Origin of the sequence: Granulicatella elegans ATCC 700633 (assembly GCF_000162475.2) — a bacterium.
Classification (GTDB): domain Bacteria; phylum Bacillota; class Bacilli; order Lactobacillales; family Aerococcaceae; genus Granulicatella; species Granulicatella elegans.
In genome coordinates this window covers 658,855-680,511 of sequence record NZ_KI391971.1, presented here as the reverse complement: position 1 = coordinate 680,511, position 21,657 = coordinate 658,855, and the positions used below count along the sequence as shown (strand labels likewise).

At 31.4% G+C, this 21,657-nt stretch carries 19 protein-coding genes and 1 pseudogene; 2 read left to right on the top strand and 18 right to left on the bottom strand.

The annotated features are described in order from the left end of the window. Positions 1 to 3 precede the first annotated feature (3 nt). The 15 genes from HMPREF0446_RS03205 to HMPREF0446_RS03135 form a co-directional block, all read right to left on the bottom strand. Entirely contained in the window at positions 4 to 990 is a 987-nt protein-coding gene (locus HMPREF0446_RS03205; RefSeq protein ID WP_006702846.1) for a glycosyltransferase family 2 protein, read from the bottom strand. Between the two features lie 2 nt (positions 991 to 992). Then, complete coding sequence (locus tag HMPREF0446_RS03200) at positions 993 to 1,979, bottom strand: glycosyltransferase family 2 protein (protein ID WP_040507840.1); 987 nt, start codon at positions 1,977 to 1,979, stop codon at positions 993 to 995. Between the two features lie 55 nt (positions 1,980 to 2,034). Continuing rightward, the gene (locus HMPREF0446_RS03195; protein WP_006702848.1) at positions 2,035 to 3,042 is read right to left on the bottom strand and encodes a glycosyltransferase family 2 protein; all 1,008 of its coding nucleotides are present in this window, start codon (positions 3,040 to 3,042) and stop codon (positions 2,035 to 2,037) included. 25 nt (positions 3,043 to 3,067) lie between these two features. After that, on the bottom strand, positions 3,068 to 4,048 hold the full coding sequence (locus HMPREF0446_RS03190; RefSeq protein ID WP_006702849.1) for a glycosyltransferase family 2 protein: 981 nt from the start codon (positions 4,046 to 4,048) through the stop codon (positions 3,068 to 3,070). A gap of 13 nt (positions 4,049 to 4,061) precedes the next feature. Then, positions 4,062 to 5,171: a CDP-glycerol glycerophosphotransferase family protein gene (locus tag HMPREF0446_RS03185; protein ID WP_006702850.1), complete on the bottom strand. Its 1,110-nt coding sequence runs from the start codon at positions 5,169 to 5,171 to the stop codon at positions 4,062 to 4,064. A gap of 1 nt (position 5,172) precedes the next feature. After that, positions 5,173 to 6,249, bottom strand: a complete 1,077-nt coding sequence (locus HMPREF0446_RS03180; protein WP_006702851.1) for a glycosyltransferase — start codon at positions 6,247 to 6,249, stop codon at positions 5,173 to 5,175. Between the two features lie 4 nt (positions 6,250 to 6,253). Next, positions 6,254 to 6,649, bottom strand: coding sequence for a glycerol-3-phosphate cytidylyltransferase (gene tagD / locus HMPREF0446_RS03175; protein ID WP_006702852.1), 396 nt, complete (start codon positions 6,647 to 6,649; stop codon positions 6,254 to 6,256). Positions 6,650 to 6,683: 34 nt separating this feature from the next. Beyond that, positions 6,684 to 7,520: a glycosyltransferase gene (locus HMPREF0446_RS03170; RefSeq protein WP_006702853.1), complete on the bottom strand. Its 837-nt coding sequence runs from the start codon at positions 7,518 to 7,520 to the stop codon at positions 6,684 to 6,686. Positions 7,521 to 7,534: 14 nt separating this feature from the next. Next, positions 7,535 to 8,632: an EpsG family protein gene (locus HMPREF0446_RS03165; protein WP_006702854.1), complete on the bottom strand. Its 1,098-nt coding sequence runs from the start codon at positions 8,630 to 8,632 to the stop codon at positions 7,535 to 7,537. 42 nt (positions 8,633 to 8,674) lie between these two features. Next, the gene (locus tag HMPREF0446_RS03160; RefSeq protein WP_006702855.1) at positions 8,675 to 9,337 is read right to left on the bottom strand and encodes a CpsD/CapB family tyrosine-protein kinase; all 663 of its coding nucleotides are present in this window, start codon (positions 9,335 to 9,337) and stop codon (positions 8,675 to 8,677) included. A gap of 4 nt (positions 9,338 to 9,341) precedes the next feature. Further along, a complete protein-coding gene (locus tag HMPREF0446_RS03155; protein WP_006702856.1) occupies positions 9,342 to 10,028 on the bottom strand; it encodes a YveK family protein in 687 nt (228 codons plus the stop codon). Positions 10,029 to 10,052: 24 nt separating this feature from the next. Then, complete coding sequence (locus tag HMPREF0446_RS03150; RefSeq protein WP_020991323.1) at positions 10,053 to 10,634, bottom strand: sugar transferase; 582 nt, start codon at positions 10,632 to 10,634, stop codon at positions 10,053 to 10,055. 78 nt (positions 10,635 to 10,712) lie between these two features. Next, positions 10,713 to 11,447 (bottom strand): CpsB/CapC family capsule biosynthesis tyrosine phosphatase, encoded by a 735-nt coding sequence (locus HMPREF0446_RS03145; protein WP_006702858.1) that lies wholly within the window; start codon positions 11,445 to 11,447, stop codon positions 10,713 to 10,715. 388 nt (positions 11,448 to 11,835) lie between these two features. Further along, on the bottom strand, positions 11,836 to 13,833 hold the full coding sequence (tkt, locus tag HMPREF0446_RS03140) for a transketolase (RefSeq protein WP_006702859.1): 1,998 nt from the start codon (positions 13,831 to 13,833) through the stop codon (positions 11,836 to 11,838). 54 nt (positions 13,834 to 13,887) lie between these two features. Beyond that, positions 13,888 to 14,136, bottom strand: coding sequence for a DUF896 family protein (locus HMPREF0446_RS03135; protein ID WP_006702860.1), 249 nt, complete (start codon positions 14,134 to 14,136; stop codon positions 13,888 to 13,890). A 148-nt stretch (positions 14,137 to 14,284) separates the two neighbouring features. Between HMPREF0446_RS03135 and lexA the strand changes: the two genes are divergently transcribed. Next, positions 14,285 to 14,908, top strand: coding sequence for a transcriptional repressor LexA (lexA, locus tag HMPREF0446_RS03130; protein ID WP_006702861.1), 624 nt, complete (start codon positions 14,285 to 14,287; stop codon positions 14,906 to 14,908). Between the two features lie 435 nt (positions 14,909 to 15,343). Here lexA and pyk read toward each other — a convergent pair. From pyk to HMPREF0446_RS03115, 3 genes and pseudogenes are all read right to left on the bottom strand, one after another. Continuing rightward, positions 15,344 to 16,753, bottom strand: a pseudogene (gene pyk / locus HMPREF0446_RS03125) (pyruvate kinase); the annotation flags it as partial. 17 nt (positions 16,754 to 16,770) lie between these two features. After that, positions 16,771 to 17,736: a 6-phosphofructokinase gene (gene pfkA / locus HMPREF0446_RS03120; protein ID WP_006702863.1), complete on the bottom strand. Its 966-nt coding sequence runs from the start codon at positions 17,734 to 17,736 to the stop codon at positions 16,771 to 16,773. A 102-nt stretch (positions 17,737 to 17,838) separates the two neighbouring features. After that, on the bottom strand, positions 17,839 to 21,177 hold the full coding sequence (locus tag HMPREF0446_RS03115; protein ID WP_006702864.1) for a DNA polymerase III subunit alpha: 3,339 nt from the start codon (positions 21,175 to 21,177) through the stop codon (positions 17,839 to 17,841). A gap of 144 nt (positions 21,178 to 21,321) precedes the next feature. On the opposite strand from HMPREF0446_RS03115, the gene HMPREF0446_RS03110 reads away from it, so the two are divergent. After that, complete coding sequence (locus HMPREF0446_RS03110) at positions 21,322 to 21,540, top strand: YjzD family protein (RefSeq protein ID WP_006702865.1); 219 nt, start codon at positions 21,322 to 21,324, stop codon at positions 21,538 to 21,540. Positions 21,541 to 21,657 lie beyond the last annotated feature (117 nt).

The window sequence follows — 21,657 nt, the reverse complement described above, 5'->3', positions numbered from 1 at the left end:
CTACTACATCCCTTTCCATAATCCTTTTATAATATATTTTTCAAATCTCCATTTAATCGCTCCAACAACTCTTGAAATGAAGACAATATTTTTTGGGAATAATCGATAAGCTCTCATTAAAAATGATGGGCTTGAACTTTTAGCGTATCGATTCAAATATTCCACATATTTCTCTTGATATGGATTTCCCTCGAATATATGATAGTCGACAACGTGCATCAAGACTAAATGGAACAAGCGACGATAAATGTATGGAAGTAGCTCTACATCTCCTTCATATAATTGTTCGACTTTATCACATATTGTAAATAAATCTAAATTTTTCAAATTAAATTCTCGATTCATAATACTACCTTGTCGTACACGGTAATAATATCCTATATAATCGATTTTCACCATTCTACGAATCTGTTTTAAGATTCCCATTCCTCCATAAACATCTTCATAAAATAAACCTTCTAAAAATGGAAAATTGAGAATTACTTCTCTTCGAAATAATTTAGCAACTGCATTCAAACGAACAATATTATCTCTACATAAAGAAACTAAAGCTTCTTTAGTATTCCCTTGAAAAATAATTTTTACATTTTCTGGTGAAGGTATTAATATTTCTTTTTGATCATTCGTATACCAACACTCTACAATATCAATATCATCTATGGTAACCTGTTTTATCAATTGTTCCAACATATCTTCTTTAAGAACATCATCACTGTCTACAAAAGTGATGAATTCACCGTGGGATTCGCTCATACCACGGTTTCTTGCACCACTTAATCCTTTATTTTCTTGATTGATTAAATGAAAACGACTGTCCTGCCTACAAAATCTCTCACAAATTTCTTTTGAAGCATCTGTTGATCCATCGTTGACTAATATTACTTCAATATTGTTATAAGTTTGACATTGAATACTATCTAAACATTCTTCTAAATATTCTTCAACATTATAAATGGGTACAATGATACTAATCAATTTATCGTATTCCACCTTTATTCCCCTTTATATATAAGTTCTTTTAAACTATGAATCTTTCTCCATATTCTATTTACAATTGGAAATGTATATCGTAAATAATGTTTTGGCGATAGTTGATACATCCAAATCATTTTACTACTTCTTGCCACTTCTGGAGATTTTTCAACCAATTTTATATATTCTCTTAACTTATCTTCATACAATTTTTGGTATGGATTCCCTTTTTCTATAAAATCTTTATGATGAGTCGTAACAATTTGAACTAAAAACTTTCCGATATAAGTGATTAAGGTTTCATCTGAAGCAAACAAATCCACGAGTTTATCACAACAAGTAAATAAATCTAGATTCTTCTCAGAAAATTGTTTATGCATCGTACTGTTTGAACGTTTTCGATAATAATATCCTACATAGTCAAGTCTTACCATTTTACGGATAAATTTCAACATTCCAACGCCGTGATAAATATCTTCATAAATCACTCCCGTCAAAAATGGAAAATCTTCTAATAACTTTCTTCGATATAATTTACAGACTGGAGAATATGATATCCCATAATTACAAGCTTTAATAACAGATTCTTCTGAATTCCCCTCAAACTCAATTTGAATATTTTCTGCTTCCTTTAAGTGTTCAAAAACACTTCGAGTTGCTCTATAATTGCATTCTACCAAATCAATGTCTTCTGTCATGTAACGATTCAAGATCTCTAAATATTTGATAGAAAGGACATCATCGCTATCCACAAAAGTGAGCAATTCACCTATAGAAGCGCTAACTCCATGATTTCTTGCAACACTTTGCCCTTGGTTTTCTTGATTTATTAAACGAAAACGACTATCTAGTTCACAATATCGTTCACATATTTCTTTTGAACCATCAGTAGATTCATCATTGACTAGTATTACTTCGATATCTGTATACGTTTGATTTTTTATACTCTCTAAACATTCTTCCAGATAATTTTCTACATTATAAACTGGTACTATTATACTAATCATATTCTTTCTAACATTTCCTTTTAAATTCATTGTATTATCCTACTTATTTAAATACTCAATTTTTTCTTATATGTAATTTATCGTTTAGATGATTCATTACTTTTTTAGCAGCAATCCATCTCTTTTGTAAACTTTTATAAATAGGATGAGTAATCGTTGTATAATATTTTGGAGCAAGTAAGTACAGTCGCAATAAACGATATTTTCGAACAACTTCCTTGGATTGCTTTGCTATAAAAGCAGCATTTCGAATAAAATCTTCATATAAATCAACATACGGACTCTTCGTATTAATCCCATCTTTTAAATAGTGTCCATGACCAAGATAAAACAAAAAATAACCAATGTACGGAAGCATATTTTCATCATCTTTAAAAGAATCTACTAACTTATTTCCCACTTTAAAAATATCTAAATCTTTTTCATTAAAGGATTTCGTCATAGTACTATTTGCATGAACACGGTAATAATAACCAATATAATCAATAACTACTATTTTTCGAATATGTTTTAGATAATTAATTCCTGTAAAGACATCTTCATAAATATATCCTTCTAAAAATGGAATCTTTTGAACAATTTCTCTTCTATATAATTTTTTAAAAGCACAATACTTCACTTCTTTAAACGCAATACAGTTAAGAATTGCTTCTTTAGAGTTCCCTTCGAATACAATTGTAGAAGTCTTATTAAGAAAGAATTCTTCTTTTTTTCTTGTCATTCTACATTCTACGATATCCACATCCGTCTTCATGTAAGGAAGTAACACTTCTAGTACATTTGTATTGATAACATCATCGCTATCCACAAACATAATAAATTGTCCAACAGATTCTTTAACACCGCGATTTCTAGCGACACTTTGTCCTTGATTTTCTTGATTGATTAATTTAAAGCGATTATCTACCTGGCAAAATCGTTCGCAAATCTCTTTTGAGCTGTCCGTTGAACCATCGTTTACTAAGATCACTTCAATATCTGTGAAAGTTTGCTGCCTTATACTTTCTAGACATTCTTCTAAATATTCTTCCACATTATAAACTGGTACAATTACACTAATCATAAAACAATTTCCTTCTCACTTATTTTTATTCATCTACCTTTACTTCTTTAATGCCATTTTTGAATTTCCAAATTGCATAGTAGATTGGGAATACAATTGAATTATAATATTTGGGGCAAAAGTTATAGAGCTTAATCAAACGTGATGCTCTAGCTAACTCTGGATTTTTCTTTGTTAATGTTACATACTCTGTTAACTTTTGATTATAAAATTCTGCGTATGGATTTCCTTTTTCGATATAATCTTGATAATGCATCGTTGCTACATGCACTAAGAAGCTTCCAATATAAGGAAGAAGTTCTTCACTATCAGAATACAACTCTATTAACTTGTCACAAACCAGGAATATGTCTAAATTTTTTTCAGTAAATGTTCGATGCATAGTACTCGATTGATGTTGACGGTAATAATAGCCTACATAGTCGATTTTAACAATCTTTCGAATATACTTCAGCATACCAACACCACTATAAATATCTTCAAAAATAACCCCTTCTAAATAAGGAACCGATTCAACGATTGATTTTCTATAGAGTTTTGTAACTGGGTTAACGCTCAATATATGACGAGGAACAGCTCTCACAGCTTCGATAGAATTCCCTTCAAATAGAATCGTTCTTTTTTCAAAATCATCAGTAAAAAAATCTTTTTTATGTACTGTAAACTTACTTTCCACAATGTCTACATCTGCAGTCATATATTTCATTAATTCTTCTAAATAATTTGCTTTAATAACATCATCACTATCGACAAATGCAATATACTCTCCTGTTGAAGCCGATACTCCAACATTTCTTGCGACACTTTGCCCTTGATTTTCTTGACTGATTAAGTGAAAACGACTATCCTCTTGACAATAATGTTCACAAATATGTTTAGAATTATCCGTAGATCCGTCATTTATTAATAGTACTTCAATATTCGTATATGTTTGATTTTGAATACTTTTTAAACATTCTTCTAAATAATTTTCTACATTATAAACGGGAATAATTACGCTAATCATTTTTATCCTAACCTTATTTCTTTAATCCAATTTCATTCAAAAGGGTCTTTGTAAAACCTTTTTGAATGGCATTGACTTTATCATTTACTTTTGTTCTTTCTTCAATGTAACTATCTTCAGATTTCATGACACTCTCTAGGAACTCTAATAAATCGTGAGAATCACGAATGACACTCCCAACCATAAGACTCTTAACATCTTCAAATACAAAACCACGTTTGTCCTTATATTCTTCGTAATCATTAATCGTAAAGGCTACTGGTCTATTTAATAAATAATAATCTAAAAATACTGAAGAATAATCAGTAATTAATGCGCTAGTAGTCCCTAAAAATGTATATAAAGTCCCATATTGCTCACTAATAATCTCTTCTGTTAATAGATGAATAGTTGAGTGATTCATTTGTACTTGAAGGCAAGATTCTTCTAAAGGATGTAATTTAATATATAATTGGTAACCATATTTCAATAATAATTGTTCTATTTTTCTAAAATCAACTTCTTCAAGAGAAAATATTAGTGCATCCTGACTATCATGATAATTTTTGGAATTTCGGTAAGTTGGCATCCAAATAACTCTCTTATCTTGTTTTTCTTTAAATAATTCATCATTTCGAATATTTCCTACCAATAACATTTGCTCATCAGTAGCATTAAAGGCAGCTTTCATAATTGGTGTAAAGTAATCTGAAGACGATACTAATTTTGTAAAAAAGTTATAGTCAACATTCTCTAGCCCCTCTTCGAGGTTTCCAATTTTTTTTAAAGGCATTCCATGCCATAAATTTACTACCATCTGATTTGGTGCAGGCTTAATAGGATACTTACCAAATGAATAGAAAAAATATTTTGAAGTTAAAAAATAATAGAGTCCTCGATAAATTGAAACATACTTCACGTTCTTATCTTTTTCTAGATGATAAAAATCATTTGACGCACAAATAATGTCATATTCTTCTTGATAGCCATTATCCACTAAATACTGATAAAGCGTTCTAAGATTATCTCTGAATCCCCAATTGGAATATAAAACAATTCTCTTACTTTTCTTTGGAATCATCGTATTTATTTTCGAAGTAATCGATTTAAGGTTAAACATAAGTATTTTGAAATATTGATTCATATCATCTCTCCAAGCCTTGCTTATAAATTGCTTTCAAATATTCTCTGTTTTCATCAATATTGAACGGTTTTAACGCTTCCTCTAATGAACGATGTTGATCTAAAAGAGGTGCTTCTTTAATAGTATTCATCCAAACTTCCTTCTTTAAAGGTAAAGCTGTACAAAGCTTCTGATTCAGTTGCGTTGTGGAATCAATCGTTTCATTCATAATAATATTCACTCCAGAGCATTGTGCCTCTACTATTACCATCGGAAATCCTTCATAAAGGGACGGAAATGCAAAAATATCAAACGCTGAATAAAATTTATGCACATCATTTCTACGACCCGTAAAAATAACATTCTCTAATTCTTTACATTGTTCTTCTAACATTAAACGATCCGGACCTTCACCAACAAATATAAAAGTAACTTCCGGCATCAGTTTTGCAATTTCAATTAAAAATTGTTGATTTTTAAACGGATTTAAAATCCCAACCATTCCAACTACTTTTTGATGGTTAGGAATTTGGAACTCTTCTCGAATCTCATTTCTATATTCTGATGAAAATTTAAATTTTTCTACCTGTATAGCATTTGGAATAATTTGAAACGACTGATTTCCAAAAATTTTTACTCCAGCTAATTGACCACAAGAAATACGATGTGTCGCATTTTTTAATGCTAAAAACACCAAAAATCGATTTCGAATACTTTTTAACCAATGATCAGAAAACTGACTACTATGATTATGATAAATTCTTACAGGAACACCATTTTTTCGTGCATAATAATTATGTATAAAGGCAGTAATAGGATTATGAACATGCAAAATATCGATTGAGTTATTTTCATAAAACTTTTTACATTCTCTTGCATATTGAATCATGTTAGAAATCTTCAATTCTGGAAATACGATTCGTTTAATTTGTTTTTCATCTAAATATTGATTAAAAGGAAAATAAGGCTCGCCATTAGATTCCCCAACTATATAGTTAAACTCAGAATCATCTTCTTGAATATGGTTTTTTATAAAACTTTGTACCCCACTCATCGTATTTCGCACTCCACCAGTCACGTGGAAAACATGATATTTCATCCTATCACCCTTGGTTTAAGTCTTTTTTAATTTTAGAAGTGGAAATTTCTTCCGTTCTTGGCAAATAAACAACTTCGACTCCTAAGTCTTCTAAATGATCAAACTTTCCTTTCCAGTCATCTCCAATTACAAACACATCCGCATGATATTTCTCGATATCAGAAACTTTTTGTTCCCAATTTTCCTCTGGTATGACAAGGTCCACATATCTAATTGCCTCTAAAAGAGACTTTCTCTTATCATAGTCAAAATAACAGTCTTTATTTTTTTCTTTTTGATTAAATTCATTCGTAGATAATCCAACAATTAAATAATCTCCTAATGCTTTTGCACGTTTTAATAGATTAATATGACCATAGTGTAGTAAGTCAAATGTCCCATATGTAATAACTCTTCTCATTTCTTCTAATTCACCTCAATCTTATCTGGAAATATTATTTAATAGTTGGAATTTTTTCTACTTCATCTCTCATTTTTTTCTTGTAGATCCATTTTCGAACCTTATTAGGCAAAATTCGTACAACGTTGCGAAGAAAAATATTTCTCACCAATTCCAACAAATTTATATCCCCTCTACGATAAAAATCTAACTGCAGAATAAAATCTGTCTTCACATACAATAAACCGCCTCTTCGTAAATAACTAGAATCATTTGTTTGCATCACTACTAAAGGTTCTTGAATATTATAAAAATCTTTAGTCGGATTATCATGTAATAACCTCATCGTCAAATCGTAGTCTTCTAAATAACGAAATTCCCGATAGTTTCCAGATTTTAAAACGTACTGTTTTTTCATCATACTAGAAGGATTATTAAATGGATTTCGCATTTTTGAATATTGTCGAATTTCTGCACTTGTTTCTGGTACTTTCTTTAATGCGATAAATTCTGTATTCTTTTCTAAAATATTGGAACCAACCATAATCAAATTAGGATTATTCTTAAAAGCGTTCATTTGCTTTTCAAATCGTGTCTCCACACAATAATCATCACTATCGATTCGAGCAATGAATTCCGTTTGACAGCGATTTACTCCAAAACGAGACGTTGGCCCTGAACCTAAATTTTCAGGCAAATAATAAACCGATAAAATAGGAATTTCTTTTTTTAATCTCTCAATTTCTTCATTTAATTCTTCTGTTAATTCCCCATCACAAACTAAAATAATTTCTTTTGGTTTTACAGTCTGTTTATAAGAACTTAATAAACATTTTCTTAAATTTTCAGGAATTTCTTTCTTATAAACAGTTACTAAAACGGAAAACTCCATACCTACACCTCTATCTAATTTCCTATCAACCAATCTGTAATAACGGAACGATAAGGAACTATACGATACCAGTCTGGTTTATAATAAATCAGTACTAAAAGCATCATCAAATAAACTAAAATAATCCCATAAAACAAAATCCATTTTATTTTTCTTTGTGAAACTTTGGATAACACCATTGGAATATACAATGCTACAAATGGAGAAAAGTAATGCGCAAATCTACCAATAAGACTTGTTTGTAATGTCATAGCTGTTAACACTAAATAAGCTAAAAATAACGTTCTAATGGATTCTTCCACCTTTGTTAATGTTTGCTTATTTAAAATTATCTCTCCAATTATAAAAACCAATACATATAAAATTGTTAGTAATAGAGGAGCCCACCTATTACTATCTAAAAACCAGGATGATTCTAAATAAGAATTATATTGTGGAAAATATTTAATGATAGCAATCGTAATTAATTTTACAAATGGAAATAAAGCTATAAAACCTAATATAATAGCTGGATAATATTTCACACTTAGTCTTATTTTTCTAATAAAGATCAATAGAATACAAATAATTCCTGAAGTATGAAATAGTGGCGCTAATAATACAAAAAGAATCCCTCTTATTTTCTTTTCTTCTGATAAAAAATAAAATCCTAAAAAACCAAAAGCAACTGCTAGTCCTTGGCGAATATTTGATAAAGAATATAAAAACATTCCTAAAGAGCTTAAATAAATAATTAAACTCATATACACATTTTTAGAATACTTGTCTAATACATAGAACCATATCCATAATGTTAGGAAAGCAAATAAAAAGAGTAATATCGAGTAATTTTCAGTCAAGCTACGAATGAATTGGTTAGTGAAAACATATCCTAGTTCAAATCTTGATTTAAAGATTTTAGAAAATTCTGGAAGTTTTAAAGCATTTTGTTCAAAAATAGACACATAAACACTTAAATCTCCTCCTACACTTGATTTTCTAAACCCATCAATTAGTAAGAAGAACATAAATGTTGGAAAAATAAAAAAGTTTATTTCTCTTTTTCTTTCTTCAAAATAAAAAGATAAGAACGCAAGTAAGGTAAGATACATAAACATTAAAATATATATCATAAATTTAACTCCTTCCCTTTGCTTTCTTATCTTTTTCACCAATTAGTATTTGTAATAGTAATAATAATTATTACCTTCTGTTAATTTTAATTTATTCATCACTGTTCCTAATAGTCTAGCTCCAACATTGTCCAATCTTTTTTTAGCTTCTACGATTTGTCTACGTTTGCTTTGTTTAGGATCAACTACTAATAAAGTTGCATCTGCAATTCTCGCCAATACTTGTGCATCAGTAGCTGCTAATAAAGGTGGTGTATCAATAATGACATAATCATAATACTCTACAAATGCTTTAATACTTTGCTCCATCGCCATACTAGCTAACATTTCTGAAGGATTTGGCGGAACAGGACCTGAAGTTAAAACATCAAATTTCACATCAAGAATATTTAAATGTTGAATAGCCTCTGCACCTGTTTCGCGTAATAAAAACTTACTCAATCCTTCAGTATTCATAACTTCAATAATTTTATGTTGAGTGGGTTTTCTCATATCCGCATCAATTAATAAAACTCTCTTTCCTTGTTGAGCTAATGAAGCTACAAGATTAATACTCACTTCACTCTTTCCTTCATTAGGATTGGAACTCGTCACAACAATTGTTTGAATACTTTGCCCAAAATTTGAAAATTGAATATTACTTCGTAAAGTTCTGAAAGATTCTGATGCAATCGATTTACTATTATGAATGACTTCAATATGCATATTTCTACCTTCTTCCTTTTTTCTCTATATCAGGAATCATTCCTAAAGTTGGAACACCTGTTAATTCTTCCAAATCTTCAGAAGAATCAATGGAATCACTTAAAATATAACGGAAAAATATCATATTAAAGGCTATAAATGTTAAAACGATTAAAGATATGAACATATTTTTCCATAAAATTGGATAAACAGGTTTTGAACTTCCTAATGCCTCACTTACTACTTCTAAATCATCACGACCAAATTTTTCTGCTGTAAATTTTTTATATTGTTTTACATATTGTTGAATATAATTAACAGCCAGCTCTCTATCTGTAGCTCGTATTGTTAAAGTCATCAATTGCGAACCTGAATCATTCGTTAGTTTAACACTCTTAATTTTAGATGATTCTTCAGGAGAAAGTGCTAACGCTTGATTAGTTGCTTCCTTTACAGGCGGTAATGCTGCAATTTCTAAATAGGTTTTTGCCTGTCTTTGAAACAAGTTTAAAGATTCTATTACTTGAGAATCATTTTTTTCCGTACTCATATTTTTCATAATAAGAGTAGATGACACACTATATACTGGTTTAATAGCTACAATGGTATATAATGTAACACAACCAACTCCTAAAAGTATAAAGCTTATTAAAAAAATAAATTTCGACTTAATAAGACTATAAAATCTTGTCATATTATTAAAAATATCCATTTATTGTTCTCCTCTATTTAATTTTTACCTAGATCCATCTCCGGTAAAAACAACTTGTACTGTTTTTATCCAAATTAAAATATCTAATTTTAAACTTTCATGTTCTATATAGTATTTATCGTATTTTAACTTTTCTTTTGGGGATAATTCATAACCACCATTGACTTGTGCCCAACCTGTAATTCCTGGTTTTATCGTTATACGATCATTAAAATCTGGAATCTCTTGTAAAAATTCTTCAATAAATTCAGGTCTTTCTGGACGTGGCCCTATAATAGCCATATCGCCTTTAATAATATTAATTAATTGAGGTAATTCATCAATTCGACTTTTCCGAAGAAATTGACCCACTTTTGTAATACGAACATCATTTTTCATTGCCCATTGATAACCATCTTTTTCGGCATCTGAATACATCGATCTTAGTTTATAAATTTTAAATTTTTTTCCGTTTAATCCAACTCTTTCTTGGATGTACAAAGGATTTCCTTTTGTTTCTAATATAATAAATAAAGCACTAATACTACAAATCAACATAACTGGTATTAATAATACTATACTTATAAAGAAATCAATCCCTCTTTTTATAATTCTATAAGCACACATAATTTCCTCTTTCATAGTAATCTCACAACTTTTACAATGATTAACATCTTATCGATACTGTTCGTAAAATATTTAATTTTATTCTATCATTTGATTAGTAACTATCCGATTAGGATTTTCTACAAATAACTCTTTTGCTTTTTTTCGCCCATATGTATGAGAAATAATCTCAAATGCTTCTTTCATATAAGATGGCCTCTTTGATAGATGATGCATATCACTTGCTATACAATGAACTAAATCTCTATCTAAAAAATACTTTGCTCTTTTCTTAAACAACCTATTTTTATCAAAAAACCATTTATATTTTAACACACTTGAACTATTAATTTGAATATAGCAACCTATATTAATCAATTCTTTCAAAAAATTTTCATTATTCTCAAGAGATTGATAACGTTCTACATGAGCAATAACTGGAATAAATCCCAGTCTTAAAACATTTGTTAAACTTGTTTTAATTTCCCAGAATTTTGCATTTTGACTAAACTCTATTAGAACATAAGAGCTTCCATTTATACTTGGAATCATCTTTTTCTCTAATTTATCCATTAATTCACTAGAATAATAAATCTCTGCCCCGTATAAAACGGTTAAATCTGATGCTACTTCTTTAGAAAGTTTTTGAACTCTTTTAAAATTCTTTTCTATTGTATCTTCAGATGTCTCAAACATTCCTATTCTACGATGTGAAGTTGCAACAATAGTACGTACACCTTGATTATAAGCATCCATTAAAAGACTTCTACTCTCTTCGATTGTCTGTGGTCCGTCATCGACTCCAAAAATAATATGTGAATGAATATCGATCAAATTATCTCCCCCTATGATTTCCTTCATCCCATTTTATATAAATTATAAACTTTTTTTATCAACTTTTATCATATAGAAATTACTTATCTATCATAGAATGTCAGTAAAACAGTTTTCAAAGAAACGTATTTATTTCTGATTCTTACAAATCTATTTTTAAGCATAAAATCACTTCTTCAAACATTCATTATAGAACAAAAAGAGTAAGAATAATACTCTAAACACTTAGAAATCTGCTTTAATTGTTAAATTTTTAATAAAATCAAAACATTTTCCCTCTTCTGCAGGAATAATTCTTTTGATTCATTTTTATCATCTAATTACAATAAAAAAGACCTCTCTGACGACGTTATTTACAACATCAGAGAAGTCCATTCCTATTCTTTTATTAAATTAATGATAAATAACTTGCCACTACATTTTCTACTGTAAATCCATATTCTTTCATAACCGTATTTCCGTTACCAGAAGCACCGAATTTATCAATCGTTACTAATTCCCCATCAAATCCTACATAACGATGCCATCCTAAGCTTGCACCCATTTCAATGGCAACGCGTTTGCGAACTGAACTTGGTAATACAGATTCTTGATATTCTTTTGATTGTTCTTCAAAACGATTCATCGCTGGCATTGACACTACTGAAACATCATGTCCTGTTTCTCGTAAAACTTTTTGAGCTTCTACTGCTAAATTCACTTCAGAACCAGTTGCGATCAAAATTCCTTCTGGAACTTCCCCTTCTTGAGGGCTCACAACATATGCACCTTTATCCACTCCATTGAAAGCTAATTCCAATGAATGTTCTAATACTGGAAGATTTTGTCTTGATAAGACTAATAAGGATGGTCTAGTAGTATCTTCTAAAGCTGTTTTCCATGCTGCAGCTACTTCATTTCCATCTGCTGGTCTAAAGACATTTGTATTTGGAGTAGCACGGAATGCTGCTAATTGTTCAATTGGTTCATGAGTTGGGCCATCTTCCCCTACTGCAATTGAATCATGCGTATAAACATAAATGGTTGGTAATTTAGATAATGCAGCTACCCTCATAGCTGGTTTAACATAGTCTGCAAATACAAAGAAAGTTCCAATATACCCTCTTGTACCACCATGTAATAAAATACCATTTAAAGCAGCACCCATTGAAAACTCACGTACTCCAAACCAAATATTACGTCCAACATAATTCCCTGCAGAAAAATCAGTATCTGCTTTATTCATTGTGTTGTTTGAAGAAGATAAATCAGCTGAACCTCCCCAGAATGATGGGATATGTTTTCCTAATTCTTGAATCACTTCTTGGCTTGTCACACGTGAAGCTTTTGCTGAGCTACCAAATTCATATTTTGGCAAGATTTCTTTCCAATCTACTTCAACTTTTCCAGAAAAAGCATCTTCAAATTGTTTCGCTAATTCAGGATATTCTTTACGATAGGCTTCGAATAATTCTTGCCATTCTTGGTAATCATTTTCTCCTGTTTGAATTAATAATTTTTCAAAACGATGAGCTACTTCTTCTGGAACTTCAAATGGAGCATACTCCCAGCCATAATTTTGTTTCATGATTTTAATGCCTTCTTCACCTAAAGGAGTTCCATGAATTTTATTTGTTCCTTGATTTGGAGCGCCATATCCAATAATCGTTTTTACTTCGATTAAAGTTGGTTTTTCAGTTTCACCTTGCGCTTCTTCAATGGCTTCTGCAATTTCATCTAAATCATTACCATCTTCAACACGAATATAATTCCAACCTTGGGCAATAAATCGATCTTTTACACTTTCATTGAATGATTTTGATAATTCACCATCTAATGTAATATCATTTGAATCGTATAAAACGATTAATTTATTTAATTTCAAAGTACCTGCTAATGAAGTTGCTTCATAAGAAATACCTTCCATTAAATCTCCATCCCCACACATCACATAAGTATGGTGATCTACAATTGGAAATCCTGGACGATTATAAGTTGCAGCTAGATGTGCTTCAGCCATGGCCATCCCTACACCATTTGCGAACCCTTGCCCTAGAGGTCCAGTTGTTGCTTCTACTCCATCAGTGTGAGCAACTTCAGGGTGACCTGGAGTTTTACTATTAAATTGACGGAAATTTTTTACATCTTCAATTGAAACTTGATAGCCAGATAAATGTAACAATGAATATAAGAGCGCTGAACCATGTCCACCTGATAAAACAAATCGATCACGATCGACCCACTTAGATTGTTTTGGATTTACTTTTAAATATTTTGACCACAATACATAAGCCATTGGAGCAGCACCAATTGGTAACCCTGGATGTCCAGAATTTGCGGCTTGAATGGCATCCACACTCATTGTACGAATCGTATCTACTGCTAACTGATCTACTTTATCAAACATATTAACACTCCTATTCAAATGATTATTTTATTCATTCACTATTTTAATTAAAAACTATTCTTCGTTACGATTATGTAATCCTTTTTCTTTTTGGATTTGTTTCAATTTTTCAGGAGTTACATCGTTTCCATCTTCATCAACAACTTTTAACCCTTCAATATGATTTCTCATTCCTCCACGGAATGCTTCTAAATATTCTTGACGTAATAACAATTGTTCATCTTGTTCAACTTGAGTTAATCCAACTGTTTTTTTCTTACGAGCTAATTCATTGATTCTTTCGATTTTTTTAGGATCTAACATATAAGACTTCCTTTCTAACATTCAATGTTTACCTATTTATCATACCATTATTTGGATAAAAAGAAAACATTCTAACATACGAACATTTGTTTGATTTAGTGTTCAATTTGTGCTATGATTACGTAAAAGATATAGAGAAGGTGATACAATGTCAAATGGAAAAGATTCAAAGCAAATTGATGTCCTACGTTTTATATATGAAGAAGTTAAAGAACATGGTTATCCACCAACAGTTCGAGAAATTTGTAATGCAGTTGGGCTTTCTTCCACTTCGACTGTACATGGACACCTTTCTCGTTTAGAAAAGAATGGATATATTCAACGAGATCCTAGTAAACCTAGAGCAATTGAATTAACACAAATTGGACTAAAAGCAATCGGAGCTACAGCTACTGCTATTCCAATGTTAGGAACTGTTTCTGCGGGTTCTCCTATTTTAGCAATTGAAGAAGCAAATGGATTCTTTCCAATTCCACCAGACTTACAACAAGATGCAGAAGATTTATTCATGTTAACTATTAAAGGTGACAGTATGATTAATGCAGGAATCTTCGATGGCGATTCTGTTATCGTAAGAAAACAATCCACTGCTTCTAATGGTGAAATTGTGATTGCCATGACAGAAGAAGATACTGCTACATGTAAAAGATTTTATAGAGAATCTGACCATATTCGCTTAGAACCAGAAAACGATCAACTTGATCCAATTATCTTACCAAATGTAACCATCTTAGGAAAAGTAGTCAGCCTCTATCGTAATCGAATTTTTTAACCGAACGAATAATAAACTCTTTGTTTTCGAAGCAAAGAGTTTTTTTATACACAAAAAAGACTTCCCATAACAGTATGAGCCAGCAAAGCTGGCTACTTGCATCCTTTACTACTAAATAAGAGCCAACTCTCCAACGCTCTCTCATAATTATCCATTCAAACAGAAAAGACTTTTCATAATAGTAAACTCAAAAGTTGCCACCATGCTTTACGACTTTTACTACAAGAAACTACTCACCGTACACTCTCCCATAATTATTCGTCCAAATAGAAAAGACTCTTATAGTAGTAAGCGTAAAAGTTGCCTATTAGGCAACTTTTACTAGGAACTTTCGAGACCTTAGGCTCGAAAGTTAGGCATGAGACTCGCTTTTGCGAGTCTGCTGCCGTCCTTTACTACTATACAAGAGTCTATTTCGAATTCTTAAAATGTTTTTTGGACCTTCAACATATTTGTTGAACCTGTTTCTCCAACTTTAAGACCTGCAGTAAGAATTAATAATTCTCCTTTTTCAGCAAATCCTTTTTCTAATACGATATCATTTGCAAGCTTAAACATTTCATCAGTTGATGCAGGTCTATCAATTACAAAAGGTTGAACACCCCATACTAATGCTAAAGCACGTTGTTGACGTTCAGTGTATGTCACAGCCATAATATTTGCACTTGGGCGATACTTAGAAATCATTTTTGGAGTATGACCAGATTGAGTTGCAGCCACAATTGTTTTAATATCTAAGTTTTTAGCTGTATGAGCTACTGAACGAGCAATTGCTTCAGCTACATCTGATGCATCATAAGTTTTTAATTTAAATTTATCTTGTCCACGTAATTCACGTTCAGTACGTACACAAATACTTGCCATTGTTTTAACAGCTTCTACTGGGTAGTCCCCTGCTGCAGATTCACCAGATAACATTACAGCATCTGTTCCATCGAAGATAGCATTTGCTACGTCCCCTGCTTCCGCACGAGTTGGACGTGGGTTACGTTGCATTGAATCTAACATTTGTGTAGCTGTGATTACTGGTTTACCACAAGCATTACATTTCTTAATTAAAGCTTTTTGAACGATTGGAACTTCCTCTGCAGGAATTTCAACACCCATGTCTCCACGAGCAACCATTAAACCATCAGATAAAGCTAAGATTTCGTCAATGTTGTCAATACCTTCTTGGTTTTCAATTTTTGGAATAATTTGAATATGAGTTGCATTGTGTTCTTCTAATAAATCTCTGATTTCTTGAACGTCAGATGCACGACGAACGAAACTTGCTGCAATATAGTCAATATCATTTTCAATACCGAAGATGATATCTGCTCTATCTTTTTCAGTGATTCCTGGTAATTTAGTGCTTACGCCTGGAACGTTAACACCTTTTTTGTTTTTAACAACACCGCTATTGTTTACTACTGTTACAATTTCACCATTTGCATGATCAATTTCAGTAACTGTTAAACCTACTAAACCATCATCGATTAAGATAGTAGAACCAACTTTAACATCGTTAATTAATTCTGGATAAGTAATAGAAATTTTTTCTTTAGTTCCTAAAACTTGAGTCATTGAAATACGTAATACATCACCAGTGAAGAATTCTAAAGCTCCACCTTCCATATCATGTGTACGAATTTCTGGTCCTTTTGTATCTAATAAGATAGCAATCATTTTACCAGTTTCTTGACGTACTTTTTTGATATTGTTAATACGTGCTAAATGTTCTTCATGGTCACCATGAGAGAAGTTTAAACGTGATACGTTCATTCCTGCTTCTACTAATGCTGTTAATTTTTCAATTGATTCACTTGCTGGTCCAATTGTACATACAATTTTAGTTTTTTTCATAACAAATTACTCCTTAATTAAAATGAAATTTCTTTATTTAATTGATATAATTCTAGATTTGGTACATGTTTACCATTTGCCAATGTTTCTACGATATCGTTATAAACAACTTCTTCGCCACGAACACCAACGCAAACTCCACCAACGCCTTCTTTTAATAGGTCGATAGCTTTTGCACCTAAACGACTTGCTAACACACGGTCACGAGCAGTTGGTGAACCACCACGTTGAACGTGTCCTAATACTGTTACACGAGTATGGAAATCTTCATCGTATTCCCATAATTTCTTAGCAAATTCATCGCCACTCATTACCCCTTCAGCTAAAAGGATAATTGTATGCTTTTTACCATTTAAGCGACCACGTTTTAAATCTTTTGCAACTTCAGCAATGTCAAATTCTTGCTCAGGAATTAAAATTTGTTCTGCTCCACTACCGATACCAGTCCATAGAGCAATATCTCCTGCATTACGTCCCATTACTTCAACAATAAATGTACGTACGTGACTTGTTGCAGTATCTCTTAAGCGATCAACTGCTTCTAATACAGTATTAATCGCTGTATCAAAACCAATTGTATAATCTGTACCTGGAATGTCATTGTCGATTGTTCCAGGTACCCCAATTGTAGGGAACCCTAATTTTGTTAAAGCTACTGCACCTTGGTAACTTCCATCTCCACCAATAACAACTAAACCTTCGATACCGAATTTTTTCAATTGTTCGATTCCTTTTTCTTGACCTTCACGGTGTGCAAATTCAGGATAACGAGCAGAATATAAGAAAGTACCTCCACGGCCAATCATATCTCCTACATCAGAAGCTTCCATTTTACGGATGTCTCCTGCTACTAATCCTGCATATCCATAGTTAATCCCATAGACTTCAAATCCTTCATAAATCCCTTTACGAACGATGGCACGAACTGCAGCATTCATACCTGGTGCATCTCCACCACTTGTTAAAACAGCAATACGTTTCAAGCTATTCACCTCTTATTTATTATTTGGAACTCATCCAATATCTTACCCTATTTTAACACTTTTCTTAAAAAATGTCTTTTCTTTTCATCAATGAAAAGGTTTTTATTTTATAATTTTTACATTTTTTTCTCCTACAATAGAAGAAAGGGCTTTTATCGTCTCAGCATCAACTGCTAATCCGGAGTTAAAATTCATTTTTAATAGTTGATCTTTACTTTCTATATATAAAAGAACCGTTGTATCGCCAGGATTATTAATAATGACATTTCTAATTTGATCAAAGACTTCTTTAGTTTGTAATTTTTCAGTGATTTTAATATAACATTTAATTGAAGTTGCTTGTGCTAAACCTTCTACTTCCAATAAACTTAATACTTCCTGAACTTGTACTTGCCATTTAGACTGTAGATTTTTTCTTGATTTTCCTTTTAATAATACTAACTGATTTTCTTCTAATAATGAGAAAACAATTGGATACACTTCAAAAAATACAACAAAATCAATTTCACCCGTTTCATCTTGTATCGTCCCAAAAGCCATAGGTTCGCCTTTTTTTGTACGAGTTTTACGAATATTTTTTAGTATTCCTAATACTGATACTAGCTTTGATTCATAAATTGTTGAAATACGATTTGCTTTTTGTTCTTTATATAAGATTTCATAAGGTTCTGTTGGAAAAGCAGAAACCGGAAATCCTAATACAGCAATTTCTCGTTCAATTTTTTCAATAATATTACTATCTTCTTCTTCAAAATATTTTGGATACATTTCTTCATTTAACTCTAGTGCAATATTACTTCCATGAAATTTTACACTTTCAATCACAGCATCAATAGTTGCTCGTAATGTCGCTCGATTTTTTCCTAATTCATCAAAAGCTCCTGCATCAATTAATGCTTCTAACACTTCTTTTTTACAATACCTTTTACCAATTCTAAATGCAAAATCCATAAAGTCAATAAATGGACCATTTTGTTTACGTTGAGTAAGAATTTCTTGAATGAAATCTCTTCTTAATCCTTTAATTGCATTTAATCCAATAAAAATCCCATCTATTGTTGCAGTATAATCGTCTACACTTGTATTAATCGATGGATTTTTAATCGAAATTCCTCTTTGTTTCGCCTCGATAAAGTAAGTTTGTAATTTTGGAGAACGATCTCCAACAAATCTTAAAATTGCCGTATAAAATGCACGTGGATAATGAGCTTTAAAATAAGCTAATTGGTACGCTAATAATGAATACGCAAATGCATGCGAACGGTTAAACCCATAATTCGCAAATCGCTCGATATATTGATAAACTTCTGTCGCACTAGCTACATCAATCCCTTTTCCGATTGCTCCTTCAATAAAATGAGCTTTTTCTGTTTCAATCACTTTGGCATCTTTTTTCCCAATAGCTCGTCTTAAAATATCTGCTTGTCCCAATGTAAATCCTGCCATTTGAGAAGTTACTTGCATAACTTGTTCTTGATAGACCATGACACCATATGTTGATTGGAGAATTGACTCTAAAATTGGATGAGGATATTTCACAACTTCTTGTCCATGTTTGCGTTTAATAAAAGTATCAATTTGTTCCATAGGACCAGGTCGGTATAAAGCATTTACTGCAGCAATATCTTCTAAATTCGTTGGTCGAAGCTTTTTAAGCACTCTACGAATTCCATCTGACTCAAATTGGAATATTCCATTTGTATCAGCCATTTGGAATAATTCAAGAGTCTTCTCATCATCTAATGGAATTTCATTTAAAATAATTTCATGTTGATAAATTGATTTTGTTAATTCAATTGAATCATGTAAAATCGATAAATTCGTTAACCCTAAAAAGTCCATTTTTAATAATCCAATTTGTTCGACATACTTCATTGTATATTGCGTTATTGGCATTTGTTGGTCTTTATAAATTAGAGGAATGACATCCGTTAACGGTTTATCATATAGCACTACACCAGCAGCATGGGTTGATAGATGTCGAGGTAATCCTTCAATTCGACAAGCTGTCTCAAATATCAATTGATTTTTTGGACTTCTCGAAACTAATGTTTGTAAATTTTTTGACTGTTCATAAGCTGTTTTCAGATTAATTCCTAGTTGATTTGGAATAGCTTTAGACCATTCTCCCGCTTGCACTGTTGTTAGCCCTAACACACGGCATACATCTCTCAATGCTTGCTTACTTCCAAATGTTCCAAAAGTTGCAATTTGAGCGACATGATTTTCCCCATATTTTCTTCGAACATAGTCTAATATATCTTCTCTTCGATTATCCGGAAAATCTAAATCGATATCCGGCATTGTATATCGTTCCGGATTTAAGAAACGTTCAAATAATAATTGATACTCAATTGGATCAACTTTAGTTATATTTAACAAATAAGATACTAATGAACCCGCCGCCGAACCACGTCCAGGGCCTGTTTGAATGCCTGCTTCATGAGCGTACTTCATAATATCCCATACAATTAAGAAATAATCGTCAAATCCCATTTGATGAATAATGGACAATTCATAATTCAGGCGCGATTCATACTCGTCTTTTACTAATTCTTTGTCTTTTAAAGATTGCTGACAAATTTCTTGTAAATATTCCTGACTCATTTTTCCTTCAGGAGTTTGAAATTTTGGAAGTAAAAGTTTGTGTTTCGAGAGTTTCCATTTTAAGGAATCGACAAATTCTTCTAATTGACGAACTAATTTTCCTTCTAATATAGTTGACGATTGTTGAGTTAATGTCTTCTCATCTTGTAAATAGTATTGTCCACTCACTTCTGCTTGAGTCGTACTTAGTGTTTCCCCATCTCCAATAGCTTTTAATACTCGATAACTAAAATCATCCTCAGCTTTTAAATAGAAAGTTTTAACAAAAGGAAGAAGTTTCATTGAAAAATCTTGTCCCCATGCTTCTAATTCTTCTAGAGGAATTGGTAAAATTTGGTTTGATTCAATACCTAGATGAATATTTGGAAAATAACGTTCTTCAGCCTCAAACAACCAACGTTGAAAAGCAACTTCTCCGTTTGAACATTCCAATGCCCATTCACTATTTTCTTGTGGGAATACTATTTGTAAATGCTCAGAAGCTTCTTTTATGATTTTTTCCATATCTTTTGAAACAAGTTTTGATTTTTGATATTGAGTTGATAATTCGATTAATGATTGGTAACCAATTTCATCTTTTGCGTAAACAATCATAGACGAAAAAGCTTCTGCATTTCTCCATTGCTTATATTGGAATAAACAGCCAATAATAGGTTCAATATTTTGATTACGACATAAATTATAAAATTCAATTGCCCCATGTAAAACACCTTCATCGGTTAAAGCTAATTTTTGATACCCTAATTCCTTAGCAGTCATAACATATCTATATAAATCAATGGTACTTCTCAGTAAGCTATAGCCACTAGTAACTTGTAAAATCGTAAATGTCATAATGATTCCTTTCTATCATTTCTTCTCATTCATTATAACGGCTGAATAGAATTTTGTACAAATATTGTGATGTTGTTTTTTAAACAATTTGATTCATGCAAGTTTAAGAAATTTTACTTGTATGAATTAGTAGGATTGACTATAATGAAAATGAAAGAAGGTGTCGAAATGAAATACCTCGTAACTTTTGTTTGGGGATTTATTTTAAGTCAAGTAACCTATTATTTAGGCTCTGCATTAGCACAATCTCCATATAACTTTACAAATGCAGTTATTGTTGGAGTTTTAGTTTCATGTGGGATTGTATTAATCCAACACGTCTTCATGAAACCAACAAAAACAGCACCACAATCACATCAATAAAAAAGCATCTCAAGAGAGATGCTTTTTTTATTTTAAGAAATTACACAAACCAAAAAGACTACCTATAGTAGCTCAAGTACAAGAAGCCAAGTGGCTTCTTGTACAGGAAATTTCGAG